General features: G+C 29.4%; 19 protein-coding genes and 1 riboswitch. Of the genes, 14 read left to right on the top strand and 5 right to left on the bottom strand.

Annotated features, from left to right (window positions below; genetic code table 11):
* The first annotated feature begins 2 nt into the window (after nt 1–2).
* On the top strand, nt 3–431 hold the full coding sequence (locus L3B96_RS07605) for a hypothetical protein (protein ID WP_238859929.1): 429 nt from the start codon (nt 3–5) through the stop codon (nt 429–431).
* Here L3B96_RS07605 and L3B96_RS07610 read toward each other — a convergent pair.
* On the bottom strand, nt 383–1,768 hold the full coding sequence (locus tag L3B96_RS07610) for a glycoside hydrolase domain-containing protein (RefSeq protein ID WP_238860112.1): 1,386 nt from the start codon (nt 1,766–1,768) through the stop codon (nt 383–385). The two genes, L3B96_RS07605 and L3B96_RS07610, sit on opposite strands and share 49 nt — an antisense overlap.
* 308 nt (nt 1,769–2,076) lie before the next feature.
* On the opposite strand from L3B96_RS07610, the gene L3B96_RS07615 reads away from it, so the two are divergent.
* Nucleotides 2,077–2,919 carry an aldo/keto reductase gene (locus L3B96_RS07615; RefSeq protein WP_238859931.1) on the top strand — a complete coding sequence of 281 codons (843 nt, stop codon included), beginning with the start codon at nt 2,077–2,079 and terminating at the stop codon, nt 2,917–2,919.
* A gap of 354 nt (nt 2,920–3,273) precedes the next feature.
* Nucleotides 3,274–3,561 carry a hypothetical protein gene (locus tag L3B96_RS07620; RefSeq protein WP_012059888.1) on the top strand — a complete coding sequence of 96 codons (288 nt, stop codon included), beginning with the start codon at nt 3,274–3,276 and terminating at the stop codon, nt 3,559–3,561.
* Between the two features lie 171 nt (nt 3,562–3,732).
* Here L3B96_RS07620 and L3B96_RS07625 read toward each other — a convergent pair whose 3' ends face one another.
* Complete coding sequence (locus L3B96_RS07625) at nt 3,733–4,167, bottom strand: DUF3021 family protein (protein ID WP_023974599.1); 435 nt, start codon at nt 4,165–4,167, stop codon at nt 3,733–3,735.
* Between the two features lie 16 nt (nt 4,168–4,183).
* Nucleotides 4,184–4,621 (bottom strand): LytTR family DNA-binding domain-containing protein, encoded by a 438-nt coding sequence (locus L3B96_RS07630; RefSeq protein ID WP_041898677.1) that lies wholly within the window; start codon nt 4,619–4,621, stop codon nt 4,184–4,186.
* A 364-nt stretch (nt 4,622–4,985) separates the two neighbouring features.
* Here L3B96_RS07630 and L3B96_RS07635 point away from each other — a divergent pair, with 364 nt between their 5' ends.
* From L3B96_RS07635 to L3B96_RS07645, 3 genes are all read left to right on the top strand, one after another.
* On the top strand, nt 4,986–5,714 hold the full coding sequence (locus L3B96_RS07635) for a hypothetical protein (protein ID WP_238859933.1): 729 nt from the start codon (nt 4,986–4,988) through the stop codon (nt 5,712–5,714).
* Nucleotides 5,715–5,753: 39 nt separating this feature from the next.
* A complete protein-coding gene (locus tag L3B96_RS07640) occupies nt 5,754–6,344 on the top strand; it encodes a sugar O-acetyltransferase (RefSeq protein ID WP_077868778.1) in 591 nt (196 codons plus the stop codon).
* 404 nt (nt 6,345–6,748) lie between these two features.
* A complete protein-coding gene (locus L3B96_RS07645) occupies nt 6,749–7,162 on the top strand; it encodes a YmaF family protein (protein WP_238859935.1) in 414 nt (137 codons plus the stop codon).
* A gap of 390 nt (nt 7,163–7,552) precedes the next feature.
* Here the strand turns inward: L3B96_RS07645 and L3B96_RS07650 are convergent, their stop codons facing one another.
* On the bottom strand, nt 7,553–8,350 hold the full coding sequence (locus L3B96_RS07650) for a methyltransferase domain-containing protein (protein WP_238859937.1): 798 nt from the start codon (nt 8,348–8,350) through the stop codon (nt 7,553–7,555).
* Between the two features lie 702 nt (nt 8,351–9,052).
* On the opposite strand from L3B96_RS07650, the gene L3B96_RS07655 reads away from it, so the two are divergent.
* From L3B96_RS07655 to L3B96_RS07665, 3 genes are all read left to right on the top strand, one after another.
* Complete coding sequence (locus L3B96_RS07655) at nt 9,053–10,078, top strand: DUF1835 domain-containing protein (RefSeq protein WP_238859938.1); 1,026 nt, start codon at nt 9,053–9,055, stop codon at nt 10,076–10,078.
* 329 nt (nt 10,079–10,407) lie between these two features.
* On the top strand, nt 10,408–10,734 hold the full coding sequence (locus L3B96_RS07660) for a hypothetical protein (protein ID WP_077856595.1): 327 nt from the start codon (nt 10,408–10,410) through the stop codon (nt 10,732–10,734).
* A gap of 616 nt (nt 10,735–11,350) precedes the next feature.
* Complete coding sequence (locus L3B96_RS07665) at nt 11,351–11,500, top strand: hypothetical protein (RefSeq protein WP_012059879.1); 150 nt, start codon at nt 11,351–11,353, stop codon at nt 11,498–11,500.
* A gap of 362 nt (nt 11,501–11,862) precedes the next feature.
* On the opposite strand, the gene L3B96_RS07670 is transcribed toward L3B96_RS07665, so the two are convergent.
* Nucleotides 11,863–12,021, bottom strand: a complete 159-nt coding sequence (locus L3B96_RS07670; RefSeq protein WP_023974593.1) for a DUF1540 domain-containing protein — start codon at nt 12,019–12,021, stop codon at nt 11,863–11,865.
* A gap of 768 nt (nt 12,022–12,789) precedes the next feature.
* A riboswitch (cobalamin riboswitch) is annotated at nt 12,790–12,967 on the top strand.
* Between the two features lie 515 nt (nt 12,968–13,482).
* On the opposite strand from L3B96_RS07670, the gene cbiQ reads away from it, so the two are divergent.
* The 5 genes from cbiQ (at nt 13,483) to L3B96_RS07695 (ending at nt 18,309) form a co-directional block, all read left to right on the top strand.
* On the top strand, nt 13,483–14,391 hold the full coding sequence (cbiQ, locus tag L3B96_RS07675) for a cobalt ECF transporter T component CbiQ (protein WP_238859940.1): 909 nt from the start codon (nt 13,483–13,485) through the stop codon (nt 14,389–14,391).
* A gap of 220 nt (nt 14,392–14,611) precedes the next feature.
* Nucleotides 14,612–15,433 (top strand): energy-coupling factor ABC transporter ATP-binding protein, encoded by an 822-nt coding sequence (locus tag L3B96_RS07680; RefSeq protein ID WP_238859942.1) that lies wholly within the window; start codon nt 14,612–14,614, stop codon nt 15,431–15,433.
* A gap of 199 nt (nt 15,434–15,632) precedes the next feature.
* Complete coding sequence (locus L3B96_RS07685) at nt 15,633–16,385, top strand: energy-coupling factor ABC transporter permease (RefSeq protein ID WP_238859944.1); 753 nt, start codon at nt 15,633–15,635, stop codon at nt 16,383–16,385.
* The gene (locus tag L3B96_RS07690) at nt 16,385–16,702 is read left to right on the top strand and encodes a cobalt transport protein CbiN (protein WP_012059874.1); all 318 of its coding nucleotides are present in this window, start codon (nt 16,385–16,387) and stop codon (nt 16,700–16,702) included. Before L3B96_RS07685 ends, L3B96_RS07690 begins: the two co-directional genes overlap by 1 nt.
* A gap of 491 nt (nt 16,703–17,193) precedes the next feature.
* On the top strand, nt 17,194–18,309 hold the full coding sequence (locus tag L3B96_RS07695) for an SLC13 family permease (protein WP_238859946.1): 1,116 nt from the start codon (nt 17,194–17,196) through the stop codon (nt 18,307–18,309).
* The last annotated feature ends 760 nt before the right edge of the window (nt 18,310–19,069 follow it).

Consider the following 19,069-nt stretch of genomic DNA (forward strand, 5'->3'; position numbering starts at 1 on the left):
CAATGTTATCTTTATTTAAAGATGCTTTAAGATTATCAAGAGGCGTTTGTATATCGGCACCATCAAATTCACCACCTTTAAATTTTATAACTTTTGAGTCATCTCCTAAGGCAGCTTTTACTGCTGCTCCTATAGCAATTTTAACAAATGCATTATTAAATATTTCTATTTCTGCATCAGGAGTTGAGAATTCAACGCCAAATAGTTTTGCAAAACTGTTATCATTAAGTGCTCCTAAGATATCGACTGGAACTACGCTATTAACACCTGGATTCTTTCCAGAAGAAATATTATTATCAATTTCAATATCTGCATTGCCATGTAAAGTAATGGTTGAAATTTGGTCAAATGCCCAATCTTTTGGAAGTGGATATCCAAGATTTCAACTAAAGCCAGTAGACATATCACATACGAAACTACTGCAAGAATAACCGGCATTTTGCACTCTGCTGCATACATTTCTAGGTGCATATATACCTATTTTATAGATGGAATTTGCGTTAGTGAATTTTTCGCTTATTGCTTTAAAATAAGGTAATACATTAGATGTTACATCAGAATCTAGTGCATCAAAATCAACAGCAAAATATATTATTGTATCTTTAGTAAAACCTAATTGGGCTGCAGCAAATATAGCTGAGTCTGCATCGGAGACACCTTGGTCATATGAAAAATAACTTAATTTGTATCCTCCAACTTCAAAGATTGGAATAACTCTTAATCCATTATCAAATATAATTTTTAATTCAGATGAGGTCATTCTAAATTTTCCAGTAAGATATCTGCCAACTACTTCATATTTATTAGCTTTAAGAGTAGCTGCAATTGCGTCTGTAATAGTAGTTGAACAATCGCAGGCAGTACCTTTTCTAGTGTTATCTCCAGTACTTACAAGCAGTGATGCAAAGGTTTGGCTTCCAGCAATTCCATCAGCATTTAAGCCGCAAAAACTTTGGAACTTTGTAACTGCATTTTTAACTCCATTTCCATAACCACCATCAAATCCATTAGGATCAAATTCTTTACCGTTACAATATAAAGCAAACTGTAGTAAATATATAAATTTAGTTTTAGTACTTCCTAATGATAAAACAGGACATTTACTTTTAGTTGAAGGTCCAAATACTCCGTTTGGTGTAGAAATGCCTTCCTCAATCTGCAGAGCATAAATTAAGTCTTTATTAGTAGAACGGTCATAAATTCCATTGCATGGTACTAAGCCTATATCTATACTAAAAGAAGTATTTGAAATATAATTTTTGTTTAAGTATTGTTGAATAGTACGTATTTTTTGATCACATTTGTCCTTATATTCACCATAAGTAAGCATTTGAAAAGCATCCATAGATAATAAAGCTTTCATTAAAATACTATTAACAACACCATTTGCATTAGATAATCCAGCATCAGTTTGAAGTTGTTTTATAGCAGCTTCTGTATTTGTACCAAATGTACCAGTAAATCCGCCGGGATTATATCCTTTGCAGAATAATGCTCCTTGGAGAATAAATATTTTATGCTGATAAGATATAATAGCGGATTCAGACCAGTCATTTTGTGGCTGAGAGTCAATTGATAAATTTTCAAATGCACTTCTTGTTGCGGGGCCAAAGCTTCCGTTAGGGGTAGATATACCAAGTTCAATCTGCAGAGCAGTTGTTAGTGCTGTTATTGTTGTCCAGCCAGTAGCCCCATCCTCAGGAATTATTTTGTAATTAGAATTATCCTTGTAAATTCCATTTAACCATTGTTGGGTTTTTAATACCATTTGATCCAAGTGAATCACTCCTTTATTTTTGTTTTCATAATATATAAGAGAATAATTTAATAATATGTAAACCTAAAATTAAAGAAATATTTTTATTATGCTAGCAGTACCAAAAATAAAATCTACATGGATATTAGAAATATAGATATAAAATAATCTCAATGGCGTGAAAATAATTTTATGCTCTCCATTTTTTTGTAAAGAATCAAAGATATGCTATAATAAAGTAAACGTTAAAATATAATTGCAATACAGGTTATTATTAAATTTTATGAGAATATTGGAAACTTAAAGGAGATTGATAATTTATGGTAGAAAACATTACGGAATATTCATTAAATGATGGACTTAAAGTGCCAAGCATTGGCTTTGGGACATACAGTCTAAATGGTATAGACGGAGCTAATAGGATTAAAGAGGCAATTGATTTAGGATATAGATTAATTGATTCAGCATTTAATTATGAAAATGAAGGTGCAGTTGGTGAAGCAGTAAGGAAAAGCTCTGTTCCAAGAGAAAAACTTATAATTACTTCTAAATTGCCTGGTCGTCATCATTCATATAAAGAAGCCATTAATACAGTTGAAGAATCATTATTTAGAGCTGGATTAGATTATTATGATTTATATCTTATTCATTGGCCTAATCCAAGAATTAATTTATATGTTGAAGCTTGGCAGGCAATGATTGAATTAAAGAAAAGAGGGTTAATTAGATCAATAGGTGTTTGCAATTTCATGCCAGAACATTTACAGACTTTAATAAAAGAAACTGGTGTAGCTCCTAGTATTAATCAAATTGAGCTTCATCCTTATTTCAATCAAGAAGAACAACGTGCTTGTAACAAAGAACATGGTATACTTACAGAATCTTGGAGCCCTCTTGGAAGAGGTAATAGTATGTTAAAAGACGAGAAAATTGCTGGAATTGCTGAAGCACATAAAAAATCTATTTCACAAGTAATTTTACGTTGGCATATACAATTAGGGGCAATTCCACTTCCAAAAGCATCATCAAAAGAGCATCAATTAGATAATCTTAATATTTTTGATTTTGAATTATCAGAAGATGAAATGAAAATCATTTCTGGACTTTCTCGTGAAGATGGTCGTACAACTAATCAAGATCCTAGAGTTTACGAGGAATTCTAATAAAATAAGCAGTAGAGAGGGAGGTCCTAACTACTGCTTTTGTCTTTTAGGAAACACAATGTTTTATATCATACATTAGTATGAGATTAAGAATTAATAATGAAAATATATCCACTCCATTAGTATATTATCTGGCAATAAAAATGTGATAAAAATTAGTAAGATAATTGATATTTTCATTATTTCTTTTATAGCAAATCATAAATTAATACATAGTATGGAATTGTAGAGAGATTCTTATGTACCATAACTTAATGATAGTGTAACTATGCTATGAAGAAATAGATATAAAAATAAATTTACACTGTTAAATATAAATGTTTAATTTTATTATTCATTACGGAGGAGAAAAAGATGAGTAACAAAGAGTGCTGTGATTGTGATGATCTTGGAATAATGTATACTATTAATTGCGAAGGAACTCTTAGCGACGATGCCGAGTGCTGTCCAAGAATGGATTACCCTGGAAAAGATGCATTGGAAGATGCGTATAATCAAGGACGTAATAAAGGGTATTGTGATGGTGTGGAAGCTGGACGTGAAGATGGATACTGTAAAGGATACGAGCAGGGAGCAAGGGAAGCATGCGAAAATACAAAGCAAAAAGCTTTAGATTGTGTAAGAAACATTAATTGTCGTTAATTGTTAAAAGAATATTTATTGTTTAGTAAATTTACTAGATAACAAAAATAAGAGATAGCATAAGATCATGTGAATGATAATAAGGCTATCTCTTTATTTATTGAAAATAGGAAACGTATTTTAATTATTAGCATAATTTTAAAATAATATACATAAATGATAAAAATATTATTAATCTTTTTCGCTTTTGTATTGAATTAATTTTTTATTTATAAGCTTTGCTTCCCTTTCGCCATTTATGCTCATCATAGTATAAACTAAAAATTTTACTATAACTAATGCAAAGATATATGCTAGAAGTAAATTAATATTCATAACCTTACCTGGGCTAAAAAACAACAGCCATAATAAAATCATTAATTCTGAGAGAGTTAAGAAAACATTAAAAGTAATTAGTCGAACTTTTTTATTAATATCGTTTTTGTTTATAAAAGCCAATTTGAAAAATACATACGCCAATGAGAATAACATAATTTGAAAAAGTTGTGAAGTTTCAATTGTTTCCTTTGAATAAATCGCTGAAATCGTCGTAATAAGGATCATTAGGAATCCGCTAGATATAAAGAAATCTTTTAAAGAATTTTTTAAATAACCAATAAATTTCATAGTATAACCTCCTTATTTATAATCCCAATTTTTTCTTAAATACAGGAACATATTGTCTTGAAATGAATATCTTTTCTCCATTTTGTAGTAATGCTTCAAATTTGCCATAGAAAATCGGGCTGACAGATTCTATTTTAGAAATATTAATAATTGTTGACTTTGATGCTCTAAAAAAATCACTGTTCTCATATTCAGACTCAATTTCGTAGAGCTTAAGTCTTGATTGGAAAATTTTTTGCTTACAGTAGATGAAGACTTTATTATCTACAGATTCAAAATAAAATACATCTTTAGGATTGATAATATGCATTTGTAAATCTGTAAATCCAATAAGCTTTTTTGAAGATGATTTGAGAGAATAAATTAATTGTAGTAATGATTCGTCAGGCTCGTTACATTTTATTATTATTTCTGGTTCCGATCCAGCAGGGATATTTTCAATAATAATTTTCATTTCCACGTCCCTCCTTGCTTTATATTTATAGTATATGTCAGCAAATTTCACTATTCAATAGATTTGAAGTGAGATGCAAAGCTAGCTTTGTAAGTTGTATTTTTAGAGTGATAGGTTGAAAAATATGCTAATCAAAAGAAAAATCAATTTGATGGATTAATCATTATAGAATATATTTCACAAAAAATAATATATGTTATAATTTACTTAAGATGGGAAGCAATACTATATCATGAAATTTGAGAGATAATAAGATTTAGAGTCATTTGGATTTTAATAATGAAATTAGTACAATCTTAGAATTGTTAAGATTTATTATTCAAATATAATAAAGATTGTTTCAATAAATGGAGGGGATTTTATTATGAATACTGAAAACTATACTTATGTGGCAAGCTGTGCTTTTACAAGAGAAGAACCAGAACTTAGCGCAAAAATTCAAGACTATTTAAAACAGAGATTTGATATGCCTATTATAAGGTGCTGTGTTCGAAACTATAAGGTAGAGGAATTTACGGCTGATATGCCGGAATGGATGCAGCCACGTTGGAGAGCTACTCCACATTATAAGGAGTTTTCGGAGGATAGTACAATGGTATATGTTTGTCATAATTGTGCTGCTATTTTTCAAGAAACTATGAAGGAAGTAAAGAGGATTTCGCTTTGGGAACTTATTTTGAATGATGAAGAATTTAAGTTCCCAGATTATTCACATGAAAAAATGACATTACAAGATTGTTGGCGTTCTTATGATAACCGTTCAGAGCAAGATGCTGTCCGTGGATTATTGAAGAAAATGAATGTAGATATTGTGGAGCAAGATGAGAACTATGAAAGAACACAGTTCTGCGGAGTATCTTTGCATGCACCAGCGCCAAAACGAAATTTGAAGTTGGCACCGAAACGATTTGTTGAAAATGCAGATGGAAAATTTATTCCTACAACAAGTGAAGAGCAAGAGAGGTTGATGCGTGAACATTGCCAAAATATTACTACTGATAAAGTGGTCGCTTACTGTCATTATTGTGTCAAGGGACTTAAGATTGGTGGGAAGCAAGCAAAGCATTTAGCTAGCTTGTTATTTGATAATTAAGAATATTAAAAAAATCCTAAAGTATGGTTGGAGGGTATTATGAATTTAGAAGAACAGAGACAATTAATTTTATCTGGTAAAATGTATAATGATTTAACAACAGAATTGATTGAGGCAAGAGAAAAAACTGTATTTCTTACAAATGAATATAATAATAGTTTTGGTAAGCCTCAGCATGAAAGAGAAGAAATATTAAAAAGGTTACTGAAAGGTATTGGAAGAGGAGTCCACTTTGAACCAACATTTCGATGTGAATTTGGTTTTAATATTACAATTGGAGATAATTTTTATGCCAATTTCGATTGCGTAATGTTAGATGGTGGGGGGATAAACATAGGGGATAATGTTTTGTTTGGTCCAAGAGTTGGAATTTATACATCTAATCATGCAACATATGCAAAAGAACGAGTAGCAGGAGGTTGTTATGCAAAACCTGTAAACATAGGCAGTAATGTATGGATTGGAGCAGGCGTTAATATAAATCAAGGGGTAACAATTGGAGATAATACAATTATAGGATCTGGTAGCGTTGTTACAAAAAGCATTCCAGCCAATGTAATTGCTGCGGGTGTACCATGTAAAGTAATTAGAGAAATTACAGAAGAGGACAAGACAGGATTTGAAATATGAAAAAACAAGTGATTTGATATATATTCTTTAGAATATTACCATAGAAGAAAATATATTCTTCAGAATATGCTTGAAAAATGCGGGGTTGGAGCTAGTGTGGTTTTATATTCATTTTAAATTCTTAGGCAATAAATTAAGAATAACAGCTACAATATAAAATATAGATGTAGATAGAGTAATTATAGTTATTGATAGAAAATCGTCTACGAATCAAATCAGCATTATATAATAATTATTACTAAATTGCATATACTCTGTTTAGTGAAGGTAGATTAGGTAGAAATACTTAGTCTACCTTTCATTTTTTTTGTAAAATCAATAGCAAATTATGTGAATTAGCATAATATAAAATTAGGAAAGTATCATTGTAATGATTTATAATAAATAACGAAGGAGAAAAGAAAATGGGAAACAATTATTATAATTACGATAAAAATAAATGTGATTATAACGATAAAGAGGATTATGATGAAAAAAGTTACAGGATAAAAAAGCATAATCATGAATTTGAATCAAGCACAGATTATAAGGAAGATGATGAAGGTGAATTGCACAATCATCGTATTGCTGGTGTGACTGGTCCTCCAATTAAATATGGAAAGACTCATATCCATAAAGTAGCTGAGTTTACAGATACTTTTGGTGATCATTTTCACGAGATTTGTGACACTACTGGTCCAGCTATTTATCTTCCAGGTGGAAAACACATTCATTTAGTAAAAGGTAGGACAACAGTTGCAGATGGACATCAACATGATTATTTTTTCACTACTCTAATTGAAGATCCTACTAATGTACCAGAAGATAAAAAATGTTAGAATCAAACAATAATATTTAAAATTAAGATATTCAAATAAAATTATAGTTACAATGGATTATATAATTGAAAAACATTAAATTACTAATACAGTTATAATTAAATAAAATAAATGAAGCAGTAGTTAAGAGGTTTCTAACTACTGCTTTTATACTAAGAAATAAAAGTGAAAGGTGATAATATTTTCTGTTTATCTATCAAAAAAATTAATATGGCATGGAGAGAATGCCAGTATATTAATTAATATACTGTAGAGTAAGAGAAATGTTACAAACATAAAAAAGACAATAAATTAATACAGAAAGTTTAATCTATTGTCTCTAGTCACGACTGGAAAAAAGTAAGAGTTTATTATTACATAGTATTGCTAATCGATTAGAAAACTAATGATTTAATCTAGCTTTTTAGCTATGAGAATATACGATAGAGGTATACCGAGATTGTTTAAGTTAGCAAAGGATGTGGACATATCGTATTGAAATTCACGAAGTTTTGAAATAACAATTTTGTTAGAACTTAATGAATTCACAATATCCGAAAAAGTATGGGAATAACTATAAAAAGTTTTTGATTTGTATGACTGTTCGCTCATGTAGCACATACCACTATTTTCTATCCATGGGTCCTCCTTAAAATAGGAATTAACTAGCTTGTTTGGTACTTCTTTATCATAATTATTTTCTCCTGAAGCAGCAAGCATGTTTGTAACTGGATGGGTTTCGTTAATTACTAATATTCCTCCAGATTTTAAGCAGAGGGACACTTTATCAAATAGTAAATTCAAGTCTTTAAACCATATTAAAGCACCAATAGTTATGAAAATAAAATCGAAACTATTATTGAATTTCTCATCAATATCAAGAATGTTTGTTGCTATAAACAAGCAATTAGTTTTTGCTTTTTTTGCAGTTTCGTTGGCAAATGAAACCATGTTTTCAGCGATATCAAAACCAACACCTTGTTTAGCACCAAACTTCATTATTGATAACAACTCTCTACCATTATTACAGCAGAATTGGCTTACTGTCTTATTAGTAAAATCAAATTCAAGTAATTCCTCAATCAATTCTTTCTTAAGGAATGGATAGGTTTCGTTTTGTAAACTTTCGTATACATCCTCAGACCAACCTTTTGCTCGGCGTTCAAATGCTTCTTCCCAGGCCTCTTTATTAGATTTTATATAGTCCATAATAATCTCCTTATAAAAAATATTATCAGTTAAACTTAATTCACATGGTCACATTCAAGAGAAAAGTCCACAAGTTAGTACTTAAAAATATCTAGTATATTTGTTCACTTATGACACTAATTTTTAATAACACTTTAACCATAGCCTGATTATATAACGTTATTATTTTATGGTCAATAAATACTCAGAACACTAAAATACAAAGATCAAAGTGTTATTGATGTAATTAAATACTTCTAAGAAATTATTTCTAAAGTATTACTTTTGGGAATATTATTTCTTGTGATATAATACTTGGAAGATTACCTTTTGATTTTCACTTAGCTCACTTAGGATATATGCAAAAAATAGAGAATTTTCTAATATTCTTTACCATATTTATTCCGAAGAATATGTATTCTTTAGAATATTACCAGAGAAGAATATATATTCTTCAGAATATGCTTGAAAAATGCGGGTTTAAGGCTAGTGGAATGGATATTAAAAGATGGTGAATAGCGCGGGATATTATTGGTCTTAACATAGTTTTATGTTCTCATCAAAAATAAATTATATATGTTGTAAGTGAACTTGGTATATTTTTATTTTAATTAAGAATTTGACTTGATAGGAATAATAACATTACCTATTAGGATTTTAAATGTAAGTTTATTATTACAACACATATATTTAAAATTAATATTGAATTATTAGAGGTGGAGTATGGAGAGTATTATACATATATGCTTTTCGCAATCAGCGGGAGGCAGTTTGAAACATGCTGTTAAAAAGAAAAAATTATTTGAAGGGAAAAAAGTTATAGTGTTTCCTGATGATATTTCCATTGGAACAATCCAAAATGGCATAAACTTAAGTGAGAGATTAAAGTGGGTAGATAGTATTAATAAAGAGGATGAAAGAATTCGTTTGGAAGAAATTGATTATCTTAAAAGATCTTATAAGCAATTTTATAAAGAAATTTCAAACATTAAGGATATAGATGTAATTTATCTATGGTATGGGGAATGCTGTAGTGATATATGTGGAATGATGTATGCTTTAGAATTATTGAAGAATAAAATAGAGAATATTTATTTTATAAATGTTTCGGAGAAGATTTATGAGGGCAACAGTATCATATATACATATAGAGCGGTAGCAGAAATTATTACTGAGAAGCTAAAAGAATTTATAAAAATAAGAAGAAAAATTGAATATAAAGAATATCATGATTTAATTAATCAGTGGGAATCATTAAAAGATAATAATTCAATACTTCGTATTTTTAAGGATGGCAAGGTACAAGCTGTAAGTGAAGATTATTTTGATATAAATATATTGAAGTATACAGAAAATGAATTTAGAAAATGTGCAAGAATTGTTGGAAGTGTAATGGGATATAGTGAAGAGAAAATTTCTGATGACTATATATTTTGGAGGATAGGAGAACTCACTAAGTCTGGAATGTTAGAATACAAAGGGAAATTTGGGATAATGAGAGAAATGGAAGTTAAAATAACACAAAAGGGAATTGAATATATGAGCACTGATTCAGAAGCAATATCATTTTGGAGAAGTAAAGAGACTGAAAAACAATTTGAAAGAGATAAAATAAATGAAGCTAAAAATCAGGGGAGAATGGAAGAAAGAATAAACATAGCTAAAAAGCTTATGGATATTTTAGATGCAGAAGTCATAGCAGAAAAAACAGGTTTAACAGTAATGCAGATTAAAAATTTAATAAATTGAAATAAAACTCAAAGAATATATTAATTATCAGGTAAAGAAACAATGTATATTATAATTTATTTATAGAGGTTATATGGTTCATCAATGAGAGGTGAACTTATGTGGATATAAGCCGAAATTGAATACAACTGGATGATTAGAACCTTCAGCGAAATTTTCATAGTCCTGTGAAATAACAATGTTTTTACTTTCGGTAAGTTATTACATAAGTCTAAGTTATATATTATTCATTTCGGCGAGTTATATGCATAAGTTCAGGTCTTAGTTGGGTTATCTATATATAAACAATGAATATATGAATTGATCATGTGTAAGGAGGAGGTATTTGTTTGAAAAAATTAAGTCATTCATTTAGTGGAGCATTAAGAACTTTTTCATTTTGGATTGCAAATGGAACTGTAGGTTATCCGTTGTTAGAGGGGATTGATTATTCGTGTATATTTGAAGAACCAAGTGCTATGGAACAAGCATATGCAATCTTTGCTAACGTAATTGAAATGGACGATGACGGTAATGTGCTAAATGCAAAATATGCTGAGAAGAGAGCTGCGCAATTTATAAGAAGTTATGTTGACGAAAATTATGTAGTAGATCCACCTTTAGAAGGATGGGAAGTACAACTCTATTGTTGTGACAGCAAATTAAATGATATGTAATGGGCGTTACTTAGATATAAATATAATATTGTAGTGAGTAGACGTAGCTTGCAGCTGCTGATCTTGTACATATTTTACTTATAAATTCTGTTTTCTATTTACAAAAGCAGTAGTCAGGAGGTCACCAACTACTGCTTTTTTATATTAAAAAATAAACATGAAAGGTGATAATATTTTCTGTTTATTTCTTTTAAGAAATAATGTGCATTGAGAAAATGTCAATTATATTAATTAATATATTGTAGAACAAGAGAAATGTTACAAAATAGAAAAGATAATAAATTAATATAGGAAGCTTAATTTATTGTGGCAGTATATGTAATTAACAAATCTATGTTTGATAAGTTTTTTACGAGGAGGGATTATACATGATATATAATCCCTTAGGTATATATGATACAAAAGATATTCAGCTATTATAAGTATATTAAGCAGGCCTAAAAAAAGAACAAAAGACAGTAAACTATTAATTAATTTACTGTCTTTAGGCAACCTGCCAAGCTATAAAAGATTAGCATTTATAGCATTAGCAAATTTCCAGTATTTATACTATGGATTATTTTGGATTCATGTAATATAATATCTCATAATAACATCAAGGTGGTGATTTTATTTTATGAAAGATGTGACTATAGATACAATCAAAGATACAATAAGAGATCTTCCAGAAGAAGAACAAGAAATAATACTACACTTGACAGAGATATTTGAAGGTGAAGAATATACTATTAATGAATATGTTAAGAAAGAATTGATTGATAGATAATATAGAACTTTTTATAGTAGTATGATAAAATAATATAAATCCATTGCAAAAGAAAAAATTATATATAAGGAATGCAGTCATTGAGTTGGCTGCATTTTATTTTTAAATGGGCCATAAGAAATGGTAATTAATACGTATTATTTTGCATAATTGAACACGATGATTTTTATATTAAAAAATACTATTAAGAAATGCAAATGAAGATAAATTAGGAAGGAATATTTAGAATATCTCTATTATTTAGCAAAGAAATAGAGATAGCGAACACCCAGGAATGCTATCTCTATTTTCAGTAAGAATTTAATAATAATATTATTTTCTTAGGTTAAAAAAAAATCTGTAGTTAAAATATAGATTCTTTATTAGTGCAATTCGAAAGACTGACAATCAGTACATTCTACACTTTTAGGACTAGATTCATGAGTACCTACTTTAATTTTGTCTAAAGTGCAGTAATCGTCTTCTTTACAATGATATTTGCAATCTGCTACAGAACATCCAATGCTTTCGTTATGTTTCATATTAATCACTCCTTAATCTTATTTCTATAATATTATTTGATAAAAATTTTATTTTATACTTTATATATAAGATGCATCTTCAAACATTTTCTGAATATTATGGCTCTTGAGGTTATAAAAATATATGTATTTCTGGTATAAGTGTATACAACCTGCTGCTTAGAACCTTCAGCGATATTTTCATAGCTTTTCGGAATAAAATATTTATGATTTCAGTACGTTACCACATAAATTTAGTTTTGAAGTTAGTTTATTCCATAGATAACACTATGAAATATCCTTCAACCAGAAATGAGCGATATACTTTTGTAACCACAAGGGTCATAATATGGAATGTTTCATTTGTAATTTTGATGGATGTGATTCTTAATTGAAATTCCAAATCTATGATTTGGTCAATTGAAATTAGTCAGTGAACGAAGTGAGTCGAGTTTCCTTTGAACTATTCCAAATGTGCTAGTCCAAAAAGTGATGCTCCAAATTTTACATTTGGTAAGCAGAACTTTCTCCGTGAGCGCTTGTTCTTTGAAGCCAGCACTTTGGGTGCAACTTTATAGTCTTAGAATCACCCATCATAATTACCTAGAAACTGGAACAAAAGTATATTATTCATTTCGGTGATGTATACGCATGAGTCTAAGTTATATATTGTTTATCTATACAGTAGAGAATTGAATTGATTTTTTTTACTAAAAATGTTATGGTTATGAATATAAATGTAAATTAGAAAAATTTTATAAATAAAATATAGGTTTAATTAAAATCAACTTAATTGAATTTTAAAACGATTTTTAATTAATTAAAAGGGAATTAGGTGAAATTCCTAAACTATCCCGTAGCTGTATTAGAGGAGTTTAAATACATTGGATGCCACTTAAAAATAGGGAAGGCGTATTTAAATGATGATTCTTAAGTCAGAAGACCTGCCTATGTTTTGCACCAAAGGGCACATTAAAGAAAATAGCAAGTCTAAGCGATGTATAATTTTTCGTCAGATGATGAGATAGATGCATCTCATAGAGGATTATTATGTGCATGTGACGATAAAGTATGATAGTAAATAAGCTATTATATCGAATTGTTATCTTTTTAATGTGACTAAACTCTACGAGTGATAGAGGGGGCGTTTTAATGAAAATTTATTTACATATTTTATATGAATAAATATGTTTTGTTATTATGTCTTTTTAACACTTTTGTTAGAAGGACTTTTTATTTTGCAGAAAAATATATGAGAATTACAGACAAGCTATAATAAATCACATATTATGCCATAGCACGCATATATAACTAGCAAACTTTAATTGTTAATTTGTACATAAGCAAATATATATATATTGCAAAAATAATTCTTCATCATAATTATAAGAGTATTGCAAGAATTTTAGCTGTAATTGTGAATTGTGAAATGTGCATTGTGAATTGCAACATATATAGATAGAAAATCGAAGGAGATGAGGTATGGAAAAAATAATTATTTTATGTGCTGTGTTTCTGGTGGCTATTTTCTTATTAGTATTTATATGGAAACATCAAAATATGAATGATAATAGGAAGGGAGTTCCCCATCATAATCATAAAATTAGACATAAACATGGAGAAGGATATTCAATTGATTTCTATGCTTATGCTTCAAAAATCAGACATTGGAATGCTGAATTTAAAGTTTATTTATCAATTTTGATGCTTGTTCTATGCATTGTATTTAACAATCCATATGTATCTGCTACCGTGATAATTGCAATGGCTTATCTTACAGTTATTAAAGGGAAAATTCCAGCAGCTGAATACCTGTCAATATTGGCAATTCCAATTACCTTTATTTTACTCAGTACTTTTACTATTGCTATTGATTTTTCAAAGCAGCCAATAGGACAGTACAATTTATACCTTGGGTTTGGCTATGTCTTTACTTCAACAGCTCAGCTTAAGAAAATGGTGTTTTTAATTTTGAAGATTTTTGCAGCTATAAGTGCTCTGCAGATGATGACCTTATCGACTCCAACTTCTGAGATTATTTATGTACTTAGAAAGGCGCATGTACCAAAGCTTATTGTAGAATTAATGAGTCTTATTTATCGTTATATATTTATCTTAATGGATGTATTTACAAAAATGAAAAGCTCTGCAAAATCACGTCAAGGTTATTGTGATTTTAAAACTTCATGCTATACATTTGGGAGTATTGCAAGTAACATGCTTATTATTTCACTTAGGAAAGCAAATGCTTATTATGATGCAATGGAATCACGATGTTATGATGGGGACCTGGTATTTTTAGAGGAAGATAAAAATGTAGAAGTTATGCAGATTGTCTTAGCAGCAGTATTTATAATGTTTTTGGTTTTAATTTGGTGTTTTACAAGGTAAGGCACATTCAAAAAATAATAAATCCACTTGCATCCTTGCCTAGCTCAAAGAAAAATATACACCTTAAAAAAAAGTAGCTATGCTACACATAAGATCATTTATCTAGAAAGCGTAGTTATGTTTTATATAAGAACATTTTTTAGAAAGAGAGGTTATGCTCTGCATACAAGAAGAGTTTTAAATTTGTTACGTATCTTCATGTGCTTAGAAAGGAACGATTATGAGAAAATTAATATTAAAAATTGAAGATCTCCATTATGATTATGGAAATGGAAAGTTTGCATTAAATGGGGTAAATGTAGATATTTATGAAGGTGAGAAAATAGCTGTCATTGGTTCTAATGGCTCAGGAAAATCCACATTCTTCTTAAATGTAGATGGGGTGCTTACCCCAGAACAAGGAAAAATCATCTATAGAGATACTGTTATAAATAAAAAGAATTTAAAGGAACTTAGAAAAAACATAGGAATAGTGTTTCAAGATGCTGATAATCAAATTATTGCATCTACAGTTAGAGCAGAAGTTGGATTTGGACCTATGAATTTGAAACTACCAAAAGATGAAGTATTAAAACGGGTGGATGAAGCATTAGAATATATGAATATTTCTCATTTAAAGGATCGTCCACCTCATTATTTAAGTGGTGGAGAAAAGAAGCGTGTAAGTATTGCTGACATTATCGCAATGAAGTCAGAAATTATAATTTTTGATGAACCAACAGCAGCTCTAGATCCATTAAATGCAATGATGTTAGAAGACGTTTTATTGAAACTTGGGACAGAAGGAAAGACAATGTTAATATCTACGCATGATGTGGATTTTACATATAGATGGGCTGAAAGAGTTCTTGTTTTTAATGAGGGGAAAATCATTGCAGATGGGTCGCCTATAGAGATTTTTACAAACATGGAAATTTTAAAACAAGCAAATTTGAAACAACCAACGTTGTTAGAAGTTTACGAATCTCTTATAGAAAAAAATATTTTAAAGGATATAAAATCATATCCTAAAAGTATAAAAGAATTTAAAGAAATGCTTTAAAAATAGAAATTTCCACACATATATATAAAGCAGCTATGCACTTACAAAAAGAACGGCTATGCTGCAATACGGAACTTTCCTGCAAATAAGATCATTTTGCATATAAAAAAAGCAGCCATATTACAAATAGGAATTTATATTATTTTATTATTTAGACTTTAATATTAGAAATATTAAAGTTTTATTGAGGAGGAGAAAAATGAATAAGAAAGAAAAGAGAATTGTCGCTCTAGCGGCAGCATTTGCTTTGATTTTTGGAGTAGCTCCAGTAGCAAATGCAATGCACATTATGGAAGGTTACCTTCCGCCACAATTTTGCATTATATGGGGTGCTATTTGCATTCCATTCATAGCCATAGGCTATTTATCAATTAAGAAGACATTGGCTGAAAATCGTAGGGCAATTACCATTTTGGCTATGGCGGGAGCATTTGTTTTTGTACTTTCATCTTTAAAGATACCATCAGTAACAGGAAGCTGTTCACACATGACTGGTACTGGACTTGGTGCAATATTATTTGGGCCAAGCGCTGTTAGTATCTTAGGAATCATTGTACTTATTTTCCAGGCAATACTGCTTGCTCATGGGGGAATCACTACTCTGGGTGCTAATACATTTTCTATGGCTATTGCAGGGCCATTTGTTTCCTATGGAATATATAGATTATGTAAGGCTTTAAAAGTTAATAAATATGTAGGCATTTTCTTAGCTGCATCAATTGGAGATTTATTCACTTATTGTGTAACAAGTATCCAGCTTGCACTTGCATATCCATCTGAAAACGGCGGATTTATTGTATCGGCAGCTAAATTCCTTGCAGTATTTGCACCAACTCAAGTTCCACTTGCAGTTATAGAAGGTATTTTGACAGTTGTTATTATAATTGGCCTTGAAACATATGCAAAATCTGAATTAACAGGCCTTGGATTAGTGAAGGGAGGAGAAAATTAATGTCAAAGACTAAGAAAACAGTTATAATTCTGCTAATTATTGCGGCATTAATTGCTGTTATTCCATTATTCACATTAAGAGGCGCTGAATTTGGTGGTTCTGACGATGCTGGAAGTAAAGTAGTTTCTGAAATTACAGGTACTGAGTACAAGCCATGGTTTAAGCCAGTTATGGAAACTTGGATTGGTGGAGAATTGCCAGGAGAGGTGGAGAGCCTGCTTTTCTGCGTGCAGACAGGTATTGGAGTTGGCGTAATTGCATTCCTAATGGGAAGGTTTGTAGAGAGACACAAAATAGAAAAAGATAAGAAAAAGTAATATTTCTTTTATCCATTAGGAGATATTCTGTGGAGTATATTAGTGTCCTTATTTCTTAATTATAGGTTGGATAAAATAATTAGAAACATAAAATATAAAAAATACCTAAGTAAGAGCTGATAAACAATACATAGTCAGCTCTTTTATTAATTTATTTGATGCCTAGCTATTATGACATTAGAGATAGAAACTTTTATATGAAAGATTTAGCGTAGTAAATAATAAATACTCTTTTAAAATCGTGTAATGTGATATTTGTAAAATATGCTATAATACTAAAGTATGTTCGCTGGGATTAATATACAGGGGTAAGAAGAAATACTTAACTTGTTACTAGTACAAACGGACAAGCTTTTTCATGCAATTATGCACTTATGGGGTTTATTGGAATGTATGTCGTCAGCATGTGAATAAAAGTGAGTGTTTAGTTGTAATTTGCTTAAGATTAACAAGATTCTAGTTAATCTAGAAATAAGTGTCGGGAGGAATTTATGAATATAAAACAGCTTTGGAATAAAGCTATATCAATTTTAAAAACAGAAATAGTTTTTACTATATCATTATTTTTGGCACTAGGTACGTCTCTGATTTCTATGCCCGAAATAGAGTATATAAATTTTGAGGTACTAATATTAATGTTTAATCTTATGATAGTAATAATTGCCTTTGAAAAGTTAAAATTATTAGATAAGATAGCAGTTGAAATATTAATAAAACATAAAAACCTTAGAATGGTTTCATTAATATTAACATCTCTATGTTTTTTTTCTTCAATGTTTATAACAAATGATGTGGCTTTAATAACTTTTGTACCGCTTACTATGATTATTGCTCAAAAAGCGAAGTTTAACCCAATGAAAATAATAATTTTAGAAACTTTAGCTGTGAATATTGGTAGTAGTCTTACTCCAATGGGAAATCCACAGAACTTATATTTATTTTCTTTTTTTGATGTTGGAATGTTAGATTTTTTTAGGGATACAATATTTTTTGTGATAATTGGTGCAATATGGTTACTTGTTCTCAATCGCAGGATCTCAAATGTAAATTTGGAATATGATTTAGATAAAATAGAAATTAAAGATAAAAAAAGCGCAATTATTTATTGTAGTTTGTTTATTTTTATATTACTTTCAGTTTTCAATATAGTTGATTATAGAGTTGCTTTTATAATAACTTTAATTATTAGTTTTGTTATAGAAAAAAAGCTCTTTAAGGAAGTAGACTATTTTTTATTACTTACTTTTGTGTGCTTTTTCATAGCGATAGGAAATTTATCTAATATGACAACTATAGATGAATTAATGAAGAAAGCATTAACAAATAGTACAAGTGTATACTTTTATTCGATATTTTTTAGTCAGTTAATTAGTAATCTTCCTTGTGCAATTTTGCTATCAAAATTCACAAATTCTTGGAAAGAGATATTAGTCGGTGTAAACATCGGAGGAATGGGAACAATTATTGCCTCGCTTGCAAGCTTAATATCGTATAAATTTTATGCTAAGGAATATGATGGGAAAAAATATATGCTTAAATTTACCACATATAATTTTACCAGCCTTATAATATTCACATTAATATTTTATATATTTTTGGTAATTTGATAAATCATAAATAAGATATTTAAAGAAGTATATAATAGAAAAGTTTTGTATTACTTATAATTTCAGTAACCTTTAATATAGTTATCCAATTTAAAATCATATTTATATGTGGCAGAACCGAAATTAGATACAAATTTGTTCCAGCGGACTAGTGAAATTTTCGCTGGATAATTCTAAGTGGAAGGTTGAACCCATTTCTACATTTTGGTCTTAACTTAGGCCTTGCCTAATTGGAATTTTCAATGTAAATTTATTATTACAACATATAGAATTGATTTTGAGAATTAAATATAGATAAACCAACTATAACTATACTTATGCGTATACCTCACCGAAATGAATAATATACTTTTGTTCCAGTTTGTGGGTAATTATGATGGGTGATTCTAAGGCTATAAAGTTGCACCCAAAGCGCTAGCATCAAAGAACAAGCTTTGAACTAGCACATTTGGAACAACTTATAGCCAAAGAATCACATCCATCAAAATTACCAATGAAACATTCCACAAAAATATATTACCCATTTCTAGTTGGGATATATTTCATAGTATAAATCTAACTTATAATTGGCTTATCTATATATATAAACAATTTAAGAATTAGACTTATTAGATGAACAATTTACAAAGTTGCTAAAACTTTAAGTGCATATATTCACTAGAAATCATAAATATATTTTCATAGCTTTTAGGAATCAAAATATTTATGATTTCGGTAAGTTATCACGTAAATGTAGTTTTAAAGTTTGATATCTATAATG

The sequence above is a fragment of the Clostridium sp. YIM B02569 genome (assembly GCF_022320765.1).
Classification (GTDB): Bacteria; Bacillota; Clostridia; order Clostridiales; family Clostridiaceae; genus Clostridium; species Clostridium beijerinckii.